Annotated in this window: 12 protein-coding genes; 5 read left to right on the forward strand and 7 right to left on the reverse strand. The window is 70.7% G+C overall.

Annotation, left to right across the window (positions count from 1 at the left end):
• Nucleotides 1-19: 19 nt before the first annotated feature.
• Entirely contained in the window at nucleotides 20-2,644 is a 2,625-nt protein-coding gene (gene leuS / locus CYAGR_RS02690; RefSeq protein ID WP_015108227.1) for a leucine--tRNA ligase, read from the forward strand.
• Between the two features lie 18 nt (nucleotides 2,645-2,662).
• Here the strand turns inward: leuS and fghA are convergent, their stop codons facing one another.
• From fghA to CYAGR_RS02705, 3 genes are read right to left on the reverse strand one after another with little or no spacing between them, the layout of a single operon-like run.
• Nucleotides 2,663-3,505: an S-formylglutathione hydrolase gene (fghA, locus tag CYAGR_RS02695; protein WP_015108228.1), complete on the reverse strand. Its 843-nt coding sequence runs from the start codon at nucleotides 3,503-3,505 to the stop codon at nucleotides 2,663-2,665.
• Nucleotides 3,506-3,536: 31 nt separating this feature from the next.
• Complete coding sequence (locus CYAGR_RS02700; protein ID WP_015108229.1) at nucleotides 3,537-4,649, reverse strand: S-(hydroxymethyl)glutathione dehydrogenase/class III alcohol dehydrogenase; 1,113 nt, start codon at nucleotides 4,647-4,649, stop codon at nucleotides 3,537-3,539.
• Between the two features lie 19 nt (nucleotides 4,650-4,668).
• Nucleotides 4,669-6,270 (reverse strand): glucose-6-phosphate isomerase, encoded by a 1,602-nt coding sequence (locus CYAGR_RS02705; RefSeq protein ID WP_015108230.1) that lies wholly within the window; start codon nucleotides 6,268-6,270, stop codon nucleotides 4,669-4,671.
• A gap of 257 nt (nucleotides 6,271-6,527) precedes the next feature.
• On the opposite strand from CYAGR_RS02705, the gene CYAGR_RS02710 reads away from it, so the two are divergent.
• The gene (locus CYAGR_RS02710) at nucleotides 6,528-7,361 is read left to right on the forward strand and encodes a hypothetical protein (RefSeq protein WP_015108231.1); all 834 of its coding nucleotides are present in this window, start codon (nucleotides 6,528-6,530) and stop codon (nucleotides 7,359-7,361) included.
• 41 nt (nucleotides 7,362-7,402) lie between these two features.
• Here CYAGR_RS02710 and CYAGR_RS02715 read toward each other — a convergent pair whose 3' ends face one another.
• Genes CYAGR_RS02715 through CYAGR_RS02725 form a run of 3 tightly spaced genes read right to left on the reverse strand, consistent with a single transcriptional unit; the run spans nucleotide 7,403 to nucleotide 10,360 of the window.
• Nucleotides 7,403-8,278, reverse strand: a complete 876-nt coding sequence (locus CYAGR_RS02715) for an N-acetylmuramoyl-L-alanine amidase (protein ID WP_015108232.1) — start codon at nucleotides 8,276-8,278, stop codon at nucleotides 7,403-7,405.
• Nucleotides 8,275-10,023 (reverse strand): M61 family metallopeptidase, encoded by a 1,749-nt coding sequence (locus CYAGR_RS02720; RefSeq protein ID WP_015108233.1) that lies wholly within the window; start codon nucleotides 10,021-10,023, stop codon nucleotides 8,275-8,277. The genes CYAGR_RS02715 and CYAGR_RS02720 overlap by 4 nt, the downstream gene beginning before the upstream one ends.
• Nucleotides 10,016-10,360, reverse strand: coding sequence for a DUF1257 domain-containing protein (locus tag CYAGR_RS02725; RefSeq protein ID WP_015108234.1), 345 nt, complete (start codon nucleotides 10,358-10,360; stop codon nucleotides 10,016-10,018). Before CYAGR_RS02725 ends, CYAGR_RS02720 begins: the two co-directional genes overlap by 8 nt.
• Before the next feature lie 7 nt (nucleotides 10,361-10,367).
• Between CYAGR_RS02725 and purN the strand changes: the two genes are divergently transcribed.
• Nucleotides 10,368-11,027 (forward strand): phosphoribosylglycinamide formyltransferase, encoded by a 660-nt coding sequence (gene purN / locus CYAGR_RS02730; RefSeq protein WP_015108235.1) that lies wholly within the window; start codon nucleotides 10,368-10,370, stop codon nucleotides 11,025-11,027.
• Here purN and argC read toward each other — a convergent pair.
• Complete coding sequence (gene argC / locus CYAGR_RS02735; RefSeq protein ID WP_015108236.1) at nucleotides 11,018-12,082, reverse strand: N-acetyl-gamma-glutamyl-phosphate reductase; 1,065 nt, start codon at nucleotides 12,080-12,082, stop codon at nucleotides 11,018-11,020. The two genes, purN and argC, sit on opposite strands and share 10 nt — an antisense overlap.
• Before the next feature lie 79 nt (nucleotides 12,083-12,161).
• On the opposite strand from argC, the gene ribBA reads away from it, so the two are divergent.
• Both ribBA and CYAGR_RS02745 read left to right on the forward strand, forming a co-directional pair.
• Entirely contained in the window at nucleotides 12,162-13,889 is a 1,728-nt protein-coding gene (gene ribBA / locus CYAGR_RS02740) for a bifunctional 3,4-dihydroxy-2-butanone-4-phosphate synthase/GTP cyclohydrolase II (RefSeq protein WP_015108237.1), read from the forward strand.
• Nucleotides 13,890-14,017: 128 nt separating this feature from the next.
• A complete protein-coding gene (locus CYAGR_RS02745) occupies nucleotides 14,018-16,681 on the forward strand; it encodes a calcium-binding protein (protein ID WP_043325357.1) in 2,664 nt (887 codons plus the stop codon).
• Nucleotides 16,682-16,683 lie beyond the last annotated feature (2 nt).

Here is a 16,683-nt window from a genome sequence, read left to right on the forward strand (position 1 = left end):
CTCCCATTCCCTGTGGCCCGTGACTGACCCTTCCCGCTACCGGCCCGAAGCGATCGAGCAGCGCTGGCAGCTGCAGTGGGAGCAGTTGGGACTGCACGCCACCCCCGATCCGCACGACGCCGCCGGGGAGCCCTATTACACCCTCTCAATGTTCCCCTACCCGTCGGGGAGCCTCCACATGGGCCACGTCCGCAATTACGTCATCACCGACGTGATCGCCCGGGCGGCCCGTCTGCGGGGACGGCAGGTGCTTCATCCCATGGGCTGGGACGCCTTCGGCCTGCCGGCGGAGAACGCCGCCATCGAGCGGGGCGTCGATCCGGGGGACTGGACCGACCGCAACATCGCCCAGATGCGGGACCAGCTCAAGCGGCTGGGCCTTTCGATCGACTGGGATCGGGAGGTGGCCACCTGCCACGCCGATTACTACCGCTGGACCCAGTGGCTGTTCCTGCAGTTCCTCGATGCCGGCCTGGCCTACCGCAAGGAGGCGACCGTCAACTGGGACCCGATCGACCAGACGGTGCTGGCCAATGAGCAGGTGGATGCGGAGGGGCGCTCCTGGCGCTCCGGTGCCCAGGTGGAGAAGCGCCGGCTGCGCCAGTGGTTTCTGAAGATCACCGCCTACGCCGATGCCCTGCTCGACGATCTCCCCACCCTGGAGGGCTGGCCGGAGCGGGTGCGCACGATGCAGGCCAACTGGATCGGCCGCTCCCTCGGGGCCGAGCTGACCTTCACCACGGAGAGCGGTGCCGCCATCACCGTCTTCACCACCCGGCCCGACACGATCCACGGGGCCACCTACGTGGTGCTGGCGCCGGACCATCCCCTGGTGGCGGAACTGACCACGGATGACTGCCGTCTCTCGGTGACCGCCTTCTGCGATCTGGTCAGCCGCCAGAGCGAGCAGGAGCGCACCGCCGAGGACCGGCCCAAGCGGGGCGTGCCGATTGGCGCCTGGGCGCGCAACCCCGCCAGCGGCGAACGCATCCCCGTCTGGATCGCCGATTACGTGCTGGCCGACTACGGCACCGGTGCCGTGATGGGCGTTCCGGCCCACGACCAGCGGGACTTCGCCTTCGCCCGGCAGTACGAATTGCCGGTGCGGCGGGTGGTGATCCCCGAAGGGTCCGACCCCCATGCCTACGAGGGCCAGGCCTGGACCGAATCCGGTGTTCTGATCGGCTCCGGCTCCTTCGACGGCCTGACCACCACCGAGGCCAAGTCGGCCATCGTCGCCTGGGCCGAAGAGCAGGGCTGGGGCCAGGGACGGGTGCAGTACCGCCTGCGCGACTGGCTGATCTCCCGCCAGCGCTACTGGGGCTGTCCCATTCCCGTGATCCACTGCGACAGCTGCGGCGTGGTGCCGGTCCCCGACGACCAGCTGCCGGTGGAATTGCCTCGGGACATCCCCCTGAGCGGCAAAGGGGGCACCCCGCTGGCCAAGTTGGCGTCGTGGGTGAACGTGCCCTGCCCCAGCTGCGGCGCCCCCGCCAAGCGGGAGACCGACACGATGGACACCTTCATGTGCTCGTCCTGGTACTACCTGCGCTACAGCGACCCCCACAACGACCAGCGGCCGTTCGAGCGTCCCGCCGTCGACCGCTGGTTGCCCGTCGACCAGTACGTGGGAGGCATCGAGCACGCCATCCTGCACCTGCTCTATTCCCGCTTCTTCACCAAGGTGCTGCGGGACCGGGGCCTGCTGGGCTTCTCCGAGCCCTTCGCCCGCCTGCTCACCCAGGGGATGGTGCAGGGCATCACCTATCGCAACCCCCAGACCGGGCAGTACGTGGCTCCGGCCCAGGTGGCTGACCCCAGCGACCCCCGCGATCCCGTCAGCGGCGAGGTGCTGGAGGTGTTCTACGAAAAGATGTCCAAGTCGAAGCACAACGGCGTCGATCCGGCGGTGGTGATCGACCGCTACGGGGCCGACACGGCCCGGATGTTCATCCTGTTCAAGGCACCCCCCGAGAAGGATCTGGAGTGGGACGATGCCGATGTGGAGGGCCAGTACCGCTTCCTGCAGCGCCTCTGGCGCCTGGTGGACGCGGCCCACGGTCGCGGGCTGCGCCTGAGCGGCCCTGAGGCCCCCCAACCGGTGTCAGCGGATGCCGCTTCCCTCAGCGACGGCGAAAGGGAGCTGCGCCGGGCCGTGCACACCGCCATCGCCGCCATCAGCGAAGACCTGGAAGGGGAGCTGCAACTCAACACCGCCGTCTCCGAGCTGATGAAGCTCAGCAACGCCCTGGCCGCCCACCTGGAAGGGGCAGGCCCGGCCGTGGCCACCGAGGCCCTCGCCACCCTGCTGATCCTGCTGGCGCCGTTCGCCCCCCACCTGGCCGAGGAGCTCTGGCAGAAACTCTGCGGCCACGGGGAGGAGCAGCCCATCAGCGCCGGGGCGAGCGTCCATGCCCAGCGCTGGCCCGCCGTCGATGCGGCGGCCCTGGTGCGTGACACGATCCCCCTGGTGATCCAGGTGAAGGGCAAGATGCGCGGCAGCCTGGAGGTGCCCGCCGACGCCGATGCGGCCACCCTCGAGAAGCTGGCGCTGGAAAGCGAGGTGGCTCAGCGCTGGCTGGAGGGTCAGCCGCCCCGGCGGGTGATCGTGGTGCCCGGCAAGCTGGTCAACCTGGTGCCCTGAGGGCCTCCGCCCCGGGCTTCAGGCCCCCAGGGCGGCGGCATGGTGGTGCAGGTGGTCGTCGATGAAGCTGGCGATGAAGAAGTAGCTGTGGTCGTAGCCCTCCTGGAGGCGCAGCTCCAGGGGATGGCCCGCCGCCTCGGCCGCCGCCGCCAGGTCGGCGGGCCGCAGCTGGATGTCCAGGAAGGGGTCGGCACTGCCCTGATCCACCAGCAGGGGCAGGCGCTCGGCGGCACCCGGAATCAGCAGGGTGGCGTCCCAGGCAGCCCAGGCCCGTGGGTCGGGGCCCAGGTAGGCCCCGAAGGCCTTCCGGCCCCAGGGGCAGGCGGAGGGATGGCAGATCGGGGCGAAGGCGGACACCGAGCGGTAGCGGCCTGGGTGCCGCAGAGCCGCCACCAGGGCGCCGTGGCCCCCCATGGAGTGGCCGCTGATGCTGCGGGCTTGAGTCAGAGGCAGCTCCGCTTCCAGCAGGGCGGGCAGCTCCTGCACCACGTAGGCGTGCATCCGGTAGTGGCGATCCCACGGGGCCTCGGTGGCATCGACGTAGAAGCCGGCCCCCTGGCCCAGGTCCCAGCCGCCCCCGGGGTCCGTGGGCACCTCCGCTCCCCTGGGGCTGGTGTCCGGTGCCACCAGGGCCAGGCCGAGCTCGGCCGCGAGACGGTGGGCCCCGCCCTTCTGCATCATATTTTCGTCGGTGCAGGTGAGGCCTGAGAGCCAGTAGAGGGCCGGCACCCGCTCCCCGGCGAGGGCCTGGGGCGGCAGGTACACCGCCAGGGTTGCCGATCCGTTCAGCTCGGACGATGGGTGGCGGTAGCGGCGGTGCAGACCGCCGAAGCTGCGGTTCTCGCTGAGCAGCTCGAGCATGGGGACGCCGACCTCCGGGGTCGCAGGGGGGTCAGAAGTGGATCACCGAGCGGATGCTCTGGCCGGCGTGCATCAGGTCGAAGGCCCGGTTGATGTCTTCGAGCCCCATCGTGTGGGTGATGAAGGTGTCGAGGGGGATCTCCCCCTGCTGGAACCGCTCGACGTAGCCGGGCAGCTCGCTGCGGCCCCGCACCCCGCCGAAGGCGGAACCCCGCCAGACCCGGCCCGTCACCAGCTGGAACGGCCGGGTGGCGATCTCCTGGCCCGCCCCGGCCACGCCGATGATCGTGGATTCCCCCCAGCCCTTGTGGCAGCACTCCAGGGCGGCGCGCATCACCTGGACGTTGCCGATGCACTCGAAGGAGTAATCAACGCCGCCGTCGGTGCGGTCGATCACCACTTCCTGGATGGGGGCGTCGAAGGCCTTCGGGTCGAGGCATTCGGTGGCGCCGAGCTGGCCGGCGATGGCGAACTTGTCGGGGTTGGTGTCGATGCCGATGATCCGCTCCGCCCCGGCCATCACCGCTCCGATGATCACCGCCAGGCCGATGCCGCCGAGGCCGAAGACGGCCACGCTGCTGCCGGGTTCCACCTTGGCGGTGTTGAGCACGGCGCCGATGCCGGTGGTGACGCCGCAGCCCAGCAGACACACCTTCTCGAGGGGCGCCTCCGGGGCGATCTTCGCCACCGCGATCTCGGGCACCACCGTGTACTCCGAGAAGGTGGAGGTGCCCATGTAGTGGAAGATCGGCTGGCCATTCCTGGAGAAGCGGCTGCTGCCGTCCGGCATCAGGCCCCGGCCCTGGGTGGCGCGGATCGCCTGGCAGAGGTTGGTCTTGCCGGACAGGCAGAAGCGGCAGGAACGGCACTCGGGCGTGTAGAGCGGGATCACGTGATCCCCCACCGCCAGGGTGGTCACCCCCGGACCCACCGCCTCCACCACCGCCCCGCCCTCGTGGCCGAGCACCGCCGGGAAGATCCCCTCGGGGTCGGCGCCGGAAAGGGTGAAGGCATCGGTGTGGCACACGCCCGTGGCCACCACCCGCAGCAGCACCTCACCGGCCCGGGGGCCCTCCACATCGATCTCGGTGACCTCCAGGGGCTGACCGGCGGCCCAGGCGACCGCGGCGCGGGATCGGACCATGGCTAAGGGGGAAGGCCCCTCAAGTGTGCTGGAAGACCAGCCCGTCGGGCTGCCCCCAGTCGCCTTTCGCCCCATAGCCGCGGTCATTGGCACAGAGGTGGCGCAGCAGCCAGAACACCGGCTCCACCGCCTCCAGCCCCAGCTCCGCGCCGATGGCGGCCAGGGAGCGGGGCTGGCCATCGGCGAGCAGGCCCTCCACCCGGCTCTGCAGCGCCAGGATCCCGGCGGCCGCCTGCTTGCCGGCTTCCACCCCGGGCTGGTGGTAGGCGTTGACATTGACCAGTTCGCCGTAGAGCCCCACCGCCCGCTCGAACAGGCCGATCAGGGCCCCGAGGCCGCGGGCGTCGAAGCGGCGCAGGGTGATGGTGATGCTCTGGCGGGCCTGTTCGGCCAAGGCCGTCCGCGTGCCCTGCAGGAACCCCTCAAGGAAGTCGGCCGGGCACTCGCCGTCGATCGTGGGGATGTCCGCCGGATCCTCCAGCACCTCAATGAAGGTCACGAAGAAGTTGTCGAGGCCGTCCCGCAGCTGCTGCACGTAGGCGTGCTGGTCGGTGGATCCCTTGTTGCCGTAGACGGCGAGGCCCTGGTGCACCACGACGCCGTCACGGTCGAGCCGCTTGCCCAGCGACTCCATCACCAGCTGCTGCAGGTAGCGGCTGAACACCTCCAGCCGGTCCCGGTAGGGGAGCACCACCATGTCGCGGCGCCCCTGGCCGCCGCCGGCCACATGCCAGGAGGCGGCCAGCAGGGCGGCAGGGTTGGCACGCAGGTCGGGCACCCGGGTCAGCCGGTCCATGGCGGCGGCCCCCTCCAGGAAACCGCGCAGGTCGGCGCCGATCAAGGCAGCGGGCAGCAGGCCGACGGCACTGGTGATGCTGGTGCGGCCCCCCACCCAGTCGAACATGTCGAAGCGGCGCAGCCAGCCGGCCGCCTTCGCCTCCTGATCCAGGTGGCTGCCGCCCATGGTGATGGCCACCGCCTGGGCGCTCCAGTCGCCCCCGGCGGCCAGTACCCGCGCCCGGGCCTGGACCATGCCCAGATGGGGTTCGGGGGTGCCCCCCGACTTGCTGACCACGATCACCAGCGTGGTGGTGAGACGGTCGGCCAGGCCGGCGAGGGTGCGGGCCATGCCGTCGGGGTCGACGTTGTCGAAGAAGTGGAACGGCAGTCCCACCCCCTGGCGCGCCAGGGCCCGGAGCATCAGCAGGGGGCCCAGGCCGGAACCGCCGATGCCGATCCAGAGCACGTCGGTGAAGGGCCGACCCCCGGGGGCCGTGACCGTCCCGGCCAGCACATCCCGTCCAAAGGTTTCGAGACGGTCCACCTCCGCGGCGATCGCGGCGGCCACCGCCGGGTCGGGGGCCAGCTCAGGGGCCCGGAGCCAGTAGTGGCCCACCTGCCGACCCTCGTCGGCGTTGGCGATAGCCCCGGCTTCGAGGGCCTCCATGGCGGCGAAGGCGCGGGCGAAGGGGGCTTCGAAGGCCTCGAGATCCTTCTCCTCCAGGCCCATCCGGCTCACGTCCAGCCAGAGGGCGAGATCAGGGTCGTGCCAGAGCAGCTGGCGGAATCGCTCCCAGAGGGCGGCGGAATCTTGGCCGTTCAACGGCGGCAGCGGGGACATGGCTCCTGGGACGCCGGGAAAGGCCCCCGAACCGTATCCATCAGCCTCCATGTTCGGCAAGCGGATCGGCGGATGCGGGCTTTCCACCACGGGGCCGGCTCCGGCAGCGCCCCCGAGTGGGAAGAATCCGGCCGTGTTCGTTACAATTGATCTAAAGAGCGCCATTTCGCTTGCTGTCCCGCCTCGCCGGAACTAAGCCACGACGCTCCGGCCGCACGTCGGCGGTCGCCGTCCCTGCTCGCCAGCGTCGCCATGGCTTGTACCGCCATCGGCTGCACCGCCACGCACGGAAGCTGGGCCTGCTGCTGGCGGCCGGCGGCATGGCCCTGGTTCCCCTGAGCCGGCAACCCCAGGTGGTCCTGCGCAGCTCCTTCCTGCTCACCGATGGAGGGCGCGAGGGCAGGTCCTTTCCCCTGATCACACCCTCCACCAGCGAAGGGTTGCGCCCCGATCCGGTCGATTTCACTCCCGAGGAACTGCGCGAGCTCAACCGCCGCTTCGGCGTCCACGGCCCCCAACCCCGGCTGGCCCAGCTCTTCACCGAGGGCATCGACCAGCTGCAACCCCTGCGCAGCCACACCCTCGGCCGGCTCGAGGAGCTCCGGCCGGTGATCCTCAGCGAGAGTCGCCGCCACCACATCAATCCGATGCTGGTCACCGCGGTGCTCTTCGATGAGCTGCAGCACGCCAAACCCGGTGAAGACCTGCCCCTGGCCGCCCGCAGCGGCCTGTTCAACACCCACGGCCCCGCCCAGTTGAGCGTCGGCGAGCTCGTCAAGCAGGGCCTCCTGCCCGCCAATGCCTCCCCGGAGCGGATCGACGAGGCGCGCATGGAGCTGCTCGACCCCGACCGCAACGTCCGGCTGCTGGTGGGCAAGTTCGTGCGGCTGAAGCAGGCCCTGGGGCTCTCCGGCAACGCCCTGCTGATGGCCAGCAGCTCCCCAGCCGACGCCAAGGCGATCGCCACCCTGGCCTATCTGCATAACGGCAAGCTGGACTATCCCGGTCGGGTGCTGCGCTACATGCAGGACCCGGAGCTGCACGCTCTCGTCTACGGAACCCGAAAACCGATCACCAGCCCGCTGATCTGAGCTGGCCCGCTGATCGGAGCCGGCGCCTCTGCGCGACCCGATCAGCAGAGCACACCGAGAGCGACCAGCCGCTCCTGGAGTTCCCGCCAGTCGAAGCTACGCGGATCCATGCGTTCGCCCCCCAGATCCACGTGCTGGTGGGTGGTGATGTTGCTGGGGGGGATGCGGTAGCGGCGCATCCAGCGGGCCAGGACCACGGCGAGGGCGTCGTACTGGGCGGCCGTGTAACCGCTGTGGCTGGATTCCTGGTTCTCCCCGTCGAGGGGCGTCTCCAGGCTGAGGTGCAGGGCGAAGTTGTTGATCGAGCCGGCCAGCTCCGGGTTCGTCACCACCCAGCGGCCGTTGAAGGCGGAATTGCCGGCACCGAAGGCCCGCTTGGCCGGGTCCAGCGCCTCCACCACCTGGCCGTCGAGGCCGATCAGGGTGTGGTAACTCACCTGATCCTCGTCCCGCGGATGGGGTGTCATGAAGGTGTTGATCGCCGAGTTGATGCCGAAGACCGTCTCGTGCAGCACGACGACCTGGGGGGTGGTGTCGAGCGTCTGGCCGAAGGCATCCCGGCGGAAACGCTCGCCGTAGTTGCTCGGGTCGATGCGCAGCCGGACGGTGTCGTAGCGAAGTCGCTCCGCCAGGCCCGCCAGGCGGGCGCGCAGGGTCGGATCAGCCTGACAGGCCCCCCCCAGGGGAGCGCGCCAGGCGGCCTGGGGCGGCGGCAGGACCTGCTCAGGGGGCGACGGCGACCCTCCCCCATCGGCGGGGGACTGGCGGACCTCCTCCAGCAGGTCGAGCAGGGAGGCGCGGCCCCCGGCGTTGCCTGGAGCGCCGATGAGGTCACGGCCCAGCCAGGTGAGTCCCCCCAGGCTGAGCACGCCCGCACCGGCCACCGCCAGCACCAGGGGGCGCAGGGCCGAGGTCATGGCTGCAGCGACAGCCAGCGCTGCCGGTTGTCGCGGGTGTGAGGGCTGTCCAGATCCGGATCGATCACCAGCTGCCAGCCGTCGATGGCCGGGGGGCCGGGCACCAGACGGGTGGTGCGCACCCGACCGTCCCGCGCGTAAAGCACCTGCCGTTCCGCCGGTGCCGCAGGGATGGTGAGGGCCATGGCCAGGTCCTCAGGGGTCCGCAGGCGCAGGTCGTCGAGGGCCAGCAGCTCATCGCCCGCCTGCAGGCAGGCCCGCTCCGCCGGGCCGTCCCTGTGCACCCGCTTCAGCCGCAACGTGGCCGCCGTGGGCTCCACCAGCTGCCAGCCGAGGAACGGATCCCGGGCCGGTTTGGGCCGCAGGGCCAGCCCGAGGTCCGCCAGGTAGGCGTCGAGGTCGGGGTCGTCGCTGCTCTCCAGCCAGTGCGGCAGCAGCGCCGCCAGGTCAGGGGCCTGGCCCGCGAAGGCGTTGACCAGATCGGCGTTCGTGTAGCCCCGCCCGGCGGCCCCATGGCTGCGCCACAGCGCCCGCAGCACCACCCCCAGGCTGGAGCCGTGTCGCCGCAGGTGCAGGTCGAGCACCAGGGCCACCACGGCCCCCTTGAGGTAGTAGCTGATCTGGCTGTCGGCCGAGGAGGCATCCTGGCGGTAGAGCTTCACCCAGGCCTCCTCGGCGCTCTGGCGCAGTCCCTGGACCCGGCGACCGGGGGTGAGCCGGTAGCGGCTCAGGTCGGCTCCCAGGTCCTCGAGCAGCTCGGCCTCCGTGCCGATGCCGGCCGCCAGCGGCAGCAGCAGATCGAGGTAGGAGGTCACCCCCTCGGCGAACCAGAGACCGGACACGATCGTGGCCCGGCCGTAGTCGAGCGGCGTGAGTTCGGCGGGTTTGAGGCGCCGCACGTTCCACTGGTGCAGGTACTCGTGGGCCACCAGCTGCAGCAGTTTGCGGCGACCGCCGGGAGCCGCCAGGGCCCGGCGGCCGTACTGGAGCACGCTGGCGTGGTCGTGCTCCAGGCCTCCGAAGCCCGCCTCCAGCAGGTGCAGCACGAACAGGTAGTCGTCACTGGCGGGGGCGCTCTCTCCCATCAGACGGCAGCAGGCCAGGGCGGTCCGTTCCACATCGGCCAGCCAGGCGGGATCCTGCACGGGCAGGTCGCCCCCCCAGGTGACCCAGCGGTGCGGCACCCCGGCGACGCTGAAGGGGTGGCAGGGATGGGGGCCAGCCTCCAGCGGCGCATCCATCAGCCGGTCGTAGTCGCCGGCGATCCAGGCCCCGTCGCCGGCGGTTGGCAGGGGAACGAAGGCCTGCCAGCCCTTGGGCAGCCGCAACTCCAGGCGGTGGGGATTCCAGCGTTCGCCCGTGGCTTCCAGCACCACGCCGGCCAGGGCCAGGAAGCCATGGTCGGCACTGAGGTGGCAGGTGCGCACGCTCAGTTCCGTGGCCTGGAGGTCGTAGCGGACGACGAGGGGATCGAGGCTGGTGAGGGACAGCCGCCAGCAGGCCTCCGACAGACGCGTCGGTACGACGCGGGTCTCCCCTTGAACCACCTCCAGACCCTCCAGGTTCCGCACGTGGTCCCGGATCAGGTACGAGCCCGGGGTCCAGGCGGGCAGCCGCAGCTCCGTCCGCAGGCTCCGGGGGGTGAGGTGGAGGCGGACCCGGACCCGATGGCGATGGGGTTCGCGCAGGTCGAGCTGGACGACCGGACCGGCGGCCGAGGCGGGATGGGGTGGGTCGTCAGACACGGAGCTCGATCGACGCCGTGGGGACGGCCAGGCGGGCCTCCTCGAGGGCCGCCCGGGCGGCATAGGCCCGGGTGATCCGGCCCAGCAGGCGCTGCAGGGCGGTGTTGCGGCTGAGGCGCTGGAGATCGCCCACCAGCGCGAGGGATCCATCGTCCATGGCGGCCCATCCCAGGCCCTGGCCGTCCTTGAGCTGCAGCTGCAGCGTCACCGCCTGGCGTTCGCCGGCGAATCCGACCAGTTCACCCCCCCACCGCCAGGGGAGATCGAGGCTGGCGAGGGTGGCCGCCAGGGCCTCGGCATCCCGCAGCACGGTGGGCAGGATGGAGAGATGGGACATGGACGCAATGCCCGATTCCGCTGACCATAGCGATCCCGGCGGGTCTCTCCAGTGGCCGTTGCCACAGCCGCTTCCGGTCGCCGAGGCCCCGCTGCGACTGGCGGTGATGGCCTCGGGCGCCGGAACCAACCTTGAGGCCCTGGCACGGGCCTGCGGCGAGGGGCGGTTGCACGGGCAGGTGGTCGTCCTCGCGGTGAACCGGGCGGACTGCGGGGCCCGGGCCCGGGCCGAGCGGCTCGGCATCCCCTGCCAGGTCCTCGACCACCGCCACCAGCCCTCGCGGGAGGCCCTCGACGGGGCCCTGATCCGTCTGTTTGAGGCGCACCGGGTGGATCTGGTGGTGATGGCGGGCTGGATGCGCATCGTCACCCCGGTGCTGATCGAGGCCTTCCCGGAGCGGCTGGTGAACATCCACCCCTCCCTGCTGCCCAGCTTCCGTGGCGCCGACGGGGTGGGCCAGGCCCTGGCAGCTGGCGTCACCCTGGCCGGCTGCACGGCCCATCTCGTGACCGCCGAGGTGGATGCGGGGCCGATCCTGGTGCAGGCGGCGGTGCCGGTGCTTGCGGGCGACGACCGGGAGCGACTCCATGCCCGCATCCAGCACCAGGAGCACCGGATCCTCCCCCTGGCCGTCAGCCTGGCCGCCCGGCGCCTGGCTCAGGGGTAGTAGGGCAGCAGCGGCAGGCCGGTGCCCGCCTCCAGGCCGCTGAGCAGGTTGAGGCACTGCACCCCCTGGCCGGCCTGCCCCTTGATCAGGTTGTCGATGGCACTCATGACGATCAGCTGGCCGGTGCGCGGGTCGACCTGGACCGACAGCAGACAGCGGTTGGTGTTGCGCACCCACTTGGTGGAGGGGTAGACCCCCACCGGCAGGACCTGCACCGTGGGGCTGTGGCGGTAGGAGGCCTTGAGCAGGGTCGTGCAGTCCTCCGCCGTCAGGCCGGGGTCCCGCAGTCGTCCGTACACGGTGGCCAGCAGCCCCCGCACCATCGGCATGAGGTGGGGCGTGAACTGCAGCTGGATCGCCTGGCCCGCCGCCTGGCCCGCCAGCTGCTCGATCTCGCTGGTGTGGCGGTGGCCCACCACCCCGTAGGGCGCCACGGCTTCGGCGGCTTCGGCCAGCAGCAGGTTCTCCTTGGCGGCCCGGCCGCCGCCGGAGGTGCCCGTCTTGGCGTCGATGACGATGCCGCTCGTCTCGATCAGCCCCTGCTCGAGGAACGGCAGCAGGGCCAGCAGGCTGGCGGTGGGGAAGCAGCCGGGGGCCGCCACCAGGCGGGCCTGGCGGATCCGCGCCTCCGCCACCTCCACCAGCCCGTAGACAGCCTCCCGGCAGAGGTCCTCATCCTGGCGGGCGGCCTGGCGGGCCTCGGCGGCATAGACCTCCTGCCACTGGGCCAGGGAGCGGTAGCGATAGTCGGCCGAGAGATCCACCACCTTCACGCCGCGCTGCAGCAGCTCCGGCACCAGACCGGCCGCCAGGCCGTTCGGCAGGCTCAGGACGGCCAGATCAGCGGCGGCGGCGATGGCCTCCGGATCCGGCGAGCGGACCACCAGGTCGTCCTCCAGGGGGAGGAACGGCACCAGTTCGCTCCAGCGCCTGCCGCTGCTGCGCTCGCCGCCCAGAAAGGTCACCGTCAGATCCGGGTGGCCCTGCAGCAGCCTGAGGGTCTGCAGTCCCCCGTAGCCACTGGCACCGATCACCGCAACGCGCTTGCCAGCCATGCGGAACGCAGAAGAACGCTGGATCGTACCGGCACCCTATAAATGAGTTTCGATCCTTTCCCCGATCCATCCCGCTCCCTTGACCGTCCTGTCCGGCCCTCGCCAGTCCACGGGCATTCACTTCGATGCCATCGCCGATGCCTTGGCGGCCATCCGCAACGGTGAGTCGATCGTGGTGGTCGATGACGAGAACCGGGAGAACGAAGGTGACCTGATCTGCGCGGCCCAGTTCGCCACCCCTCAGCAGATCAACTTCATGGCCACCGATGCCCGGGGGCTGATCTGCCTGGCGATGGAGGGCGAGCGGCTCGATGCCCTGGATCTGCCCCTGATGGTGGATCGCAACACCGACAGCAACCAGACCGCCTTCACCGTGAGCGTGGATGCGGGTCCGGAGCGGGGCGTGAGCACCGGCATCTCGGCGGAGGACCGGGCCCGGACGATCCAGGTGGCGATCCACCCCGACACCCGGCCCGGTGACCTGCGCCGACCGGGCCACATCTTCCCGCTGCGGGCCCGCCAGGGCGGGGTGCTGCAGCGGGCGGGCCACACCGAAGCAGCCGTCGATCTGGCCCGCCTGGCCGGCCTGTATCCCGCCGGTGTGATCTGTGAGATCCAGAATCCCGATGGCTCCATGGCCCGGCTGGCCCAGCTGGCCGACTACGCCCGCCACCACGGCCTGCGGCTGATCAGCATCGCCGACCTGATCCGCTACCGCCTCGACACCGAGCGGTTCGTGGCCCGCCAGGCGGAGGCCACCCTGCCCAGCAGCTTCGGCCAGTTCCGGGCGATCGGTTACCGCAACGAACTCGACGGCAGCGAGCACGTGGCGATCGTCAAGGGCTGCCCCGAACGGAGCAGCGGTCCGGTGCTGGTGCGGGTGCACTCCGAGTGCCTCACCGGCGACGCCTTCGGCTCGCTGCGCTGCGACTGCCGCCCCCAGCTGGAGGCGGCCCTGCGCATGATCGAGTCGGCCGGGGAGGGGGTGGTCGTCTACCTGCGCCAGGAAGGGCGGGGCATCGGCCTGATCAACAAGCTCAAGGCCTACAGCCTCCAGGACGGAGGTCTCGACACGGTGGAAGCGAACGAGCGGCTGGGATTCGCTGCCGATCTGCGCAACTACGGGGTGGGGGCCCAGATCCTCAGCGATCTGGGCGTGCGGCGCCTGCGGCTGATCACCAACAACCCGCGCAAGATCGCCGGTCTCGGGGGCTACGGCCTGGAGGTGGTGGACCGGGTGCCTCTGGTGATGGACCCCGGGGTCCACAACGCCGCCTACCTGCGGGTGAAACGGACCAAGCTTGGCCACCTGATGGAGGCAGAGTCCCATGGCCTCACGGCGGTGCTCGGCTGGCATGGCCCGCTGGATCCGCTGGTGGGGGCCGCCCGTCTCGAGACCCTGCGGGAGTGGGCCCGGCGCAAGGGCCTGCTGCTCGAGCGGGAGGAGGATCCCCGCCTGCTGGCCCTGCTCGACCGTCCCGGGCTGGCCCTGCTGCTGGCGGCCCACCAGAGCCGCCAACTCAGCGCCGCCGACCTGGCCGGGCCGCTGATGGAGATGGCCCGCTGGCAGGGCACCTCCTGCGTGAGTCTGCTGCTGGCGCCCGATGCGCGCCGCAAGGGCCATCCGAGCATCGACATGGAGCCCGAGCGGCGGCAGCTGGGCGATCTGGTGCCCTCAGCACCGGGCTCTACGGGATCGGGATCGGTGGCTGGTGTGCCTGGGGAGGACGTCGGTGACGGCGCGGCCCGGAACCTGACCTGCCCGCTGCTCAACCTCACCCCAGGAGCCTTCATCGTCTGGAGCTGAGCCGACACGCTGAGCGGTTGCGAACGATGAAGTCGGTGGCCATGTTCACAGCGTCATTGCACCACCACGCCTAACCGCCTTCAAAAGCGTTTTATGCATGCAAGGCACCCATGGCGAAGGGGAGGGAGATGAGCCAGGCCGTCCGCCATCTCCGCAGGGCGATCAACCTGCGGAGCGATTCCGGTCGCCTCTCCCTGGAGAGTGTGCTGACCGGAACGGCGCTGTGGCTGGCTCTCCTCTACCTGATGCAGGACGGGGCCATGGCGGCCGGGCCGGCTGAGGGCGAGCGGGTTGCGGCCGGGCCCGCTGCCGTGGGCGGGGGGCCGGAGGACACCGGCTCCAGCTCCGACGCCTCTGGGGATGGAACAGGGGCCTCCCCCCAGGGAGCTGAGCGGTCTGGCCCGCCCGCCGCCCCCGTCGCTGCCGGCGTGGGCGTTGGTGACGGGGGCCAGCCCCCCCCGGGGGGTGGAGCGGGGGGCTGGATCACGCCCAAGGGCACTCCCGAGGCGGCAGCCTCCCCCAGCGCCGGACCCCAGGAGGAACCCGGGCCGGGCTCCCGCTCCATGGCCGCAAGCTCCTCCGCCATGCCCTTGACCGGCGCCGGCGGCGCGGATCGCAGCCCCCAGGATCCCGTCCGATCGGATCGATCAGGCTCGCCGGGGGGGACATCGGCGTCCGAGACGGCTGAGGTCCCTTCCCAGAAGAACCTGGCGACGGAGCCAGAGATCCCCGCCTTCCGCGTCGTGCTGCGCAGCAACGAAGGCATCGTCAGTCGCTCGGTGGAGGGCGTGGCCAGCACCCGCTACCACAACACCATGGGCACCATCACCGATGCGGTGATCGATCTGCGTGACATCTCCACCCCGAAGGCGCTGGTGAGCTCCGACCGCCAGCTGCAGCTGCTGGCCCTCTCGGTGCTCAACGATGCCGACCTGACCATGGAAAGTCAGCACACCGGCCTGAATCGGGCGCGTCTGCTGTTCGGTCCTGAGGTCAATGACATCCGCCTCCAGGTGTCCGATGATCTCGTCGTGGGACTGGTGGCGGGAGGCGCAGCCCGGGGGCAGATCCTCCAGTCCCTGATCGGCATGCTGGACAGCCGTCTGGAGGACACCGGTGGTGGCGGCACCCTGGAGCTCAGCAGCCTGGCGCGGGTCCTCCTGAAGGCTCCTGGGGACGCCCTGAACCGGCAGCTGGGCATCGACCTGCTGGCCCAGGCGATGCAGAACAGCACCATCCTCCTGGGGGACGGGGACGACCGGGTGACCATCACCAGCGGCTTCCGGGACCTGGACGGACCAGGCCCGGGCCTCCTGATCGACATCCCGGCCGCCGGCGTGGCTGGAAGCGATCCCTCTCTCCAGCTGCAGGCCCGGGCCCTCGGATTGGTGGACAGCAGCCTGGACACGGGTCGAGGCAATGACCAGGTCAGCATCGAGACCTGGCTGGACCAGGGCGAATCCGGGACGATCGCCGACGCGGCCGACCATCAGAGGATCGCCCTGCTCAACTCCACCGTGCGCCTGGGGGATGGCGACGACCTGCTGAACGTGGTGGGCGCTGTGATCGGGTCCCGCATCGATCTGGGCACCGCCGACAACCAGCTGACCATCAGCGACGCGGTACAGGACAGCGAGATCATCCTGGGCCCGAACTCCACCAACCGGATCCTCCTTCCCGGCGCGGCAGACAACAGCCTGAGCATCAGCCTCGCACCGGGGGCTCAGGCCGGCCTGAACCTGCAGACGGGGGATGGGGATGACAGGATCCTGCTGCCTCTGGGCCAGGTGTCCGGCAGCGTGGACGGGGGAGGGGGGGGCAACACGCTCCAGGCGACAGCGCCTGCCGCGCTTCAGCCCTCAGCGCCTGCTCCGTTGCAGGACGCCGCCACGGTGGATCCTCAGCAGGACGTGGCCGCCGATCCCCTGCGAGTCAGCCTGAGTTCGCCGGGGGAGGGAACCGTGGGCTCCCTGGCGTTCAGGAACATCGACAACCTCCACCTCGGTTCCACGGATGTGGAGGTTTCGGTGGCCGCTCAGGGAGAGTTGTCCGGAACATTGGCGGCTTCCGGCGGCCACGCTGCGCTCGACTACAGCGCCTGGGAGGTCCCGGTGCAGGTGGACCTCGCCGAGGGAGAGGCCAGCGGCATCCTCGGCGGCATCAGCGGTTTCTCGGAAGTGAGCGGCGGCTCAGGGGACGACCAGCTCCGCGCCGGGCAGGACACGCTGAGCCTCGACGGGGGCCCCGGTGACGACACGATCCTGCTGAACCTGGCTTCCGGCCTGTACCAGCCGGGAGTTCAGATCTTCGGCGGCGAAGGCCGAGACACCTTCGTCCTCTCCGGCCTGGAGGCGATTCAGGCGGGCAACGGACCGGGCGAGAGGGCCTTGCCTGTGCTGGCGGATCTGAAACTCCAGAACACGAGCAGCGGTGGGATCGGTCTCACCGACAGCCTGGCATGGCGCCAGGAGGGTATTCAGGCCGGCACAGCGGGACCGGATGGGTCGAAGGGGACCTTGATCACCCTCACCCCCTCCGGCCTCGAGGGGCTGGGCCAGCCCCGGCTGGTGCCCATCGCCCCCCTCGAACAGTTGCTGGCGGGCATTCATGCCAGCGGCCTGAATGGCCCCCAGCTGGCAATCGCCGCCGGCGCCACCGACAGCACCCTGCTTCAGGTGGAAGCCAACGGCAGCTACAGCACGATCGCCGCCCTCCCCTCCTTGCGACTGACCCACAGCATCCCCGCCCAGACCTCCGCCACCCTTGCGTTGCATGGGGGGCTGGCGGCCTGAGG

Source organism: Cyanobium gracile PCC 6307 (assembly GCF_000316515.1).
Taxonomy (GTDB): domain Bacteria; phylum Cyanobacteriota; class Cyanobacteriia; order PCC-6307; family Cyanobiaceae; genus Cyanobium; species Cyanobium gracile.

What these genes read in the sequence shown, in the direction of transcription:
- fghA (WP_015108228.1), bottom strand. Translation starts at nt 3,505, where the DNA reads ATGCTCGAGCTGCTCAGCGAGAACCGCAGCTTCGGCGGTCTGCACCGC.
- CYAGR_RS02700 (WP_015108229.1), bottom strand. Translation starts at nt 4,649, where the DNA reads ATGGTCCGATCCCGCGCCGCGGTCGCCTGGGCCGCCGGTCAGCCCCTG.
- CYAGR_RS02705 (WP_015108230.1), bottom strand. Translation starts at nt 6,270, where the DNA reads ATGTCCCCGCTGCCGCCGTTGAACGGCCAAGATTCCGCCGCCCTCTGG.
- CYAGR_RS02715 (WP_015108232.1), bottom strand. Translation starts at nt 8,278, where the DNA reads ATGACCTCGGCCCTGCGCCCCCTGGTGCTGGCGGTGGCCGGTGCGGGC.
- CYAGR_RS02725 (WP_015108234.1), bottom strand. Translation starts at nt 10,360, where the DNA reads ATGTCCCATCTCTCCATCCTGCCCACCGTGCTGCGGGATGCCGAGGCC.
- purN (WP_015108235.1), top strand. Translation starts at nt 10,368, where the DNA reads ATGCCCGATTCCGCTGACCATAGCGATCCCGGCGGGTCTCTCCAGTGG.
- argC (WP_015108236.1), bottom strand. Translation starts at nt 12,082, where the DNA reads ATGGCTGGCAAGCGCGTTGCGGTGATCGGTGCCAGTGGCTACGGGGGA.
- CYAGR_RS02745 (WP_043325357.1), top strand. Translation starts at nt 14,018, where the DNA reads ATGAGCCAGGCCGTCCGCCATCTCCGCAGGGCGATCAACCTGCGGAGC.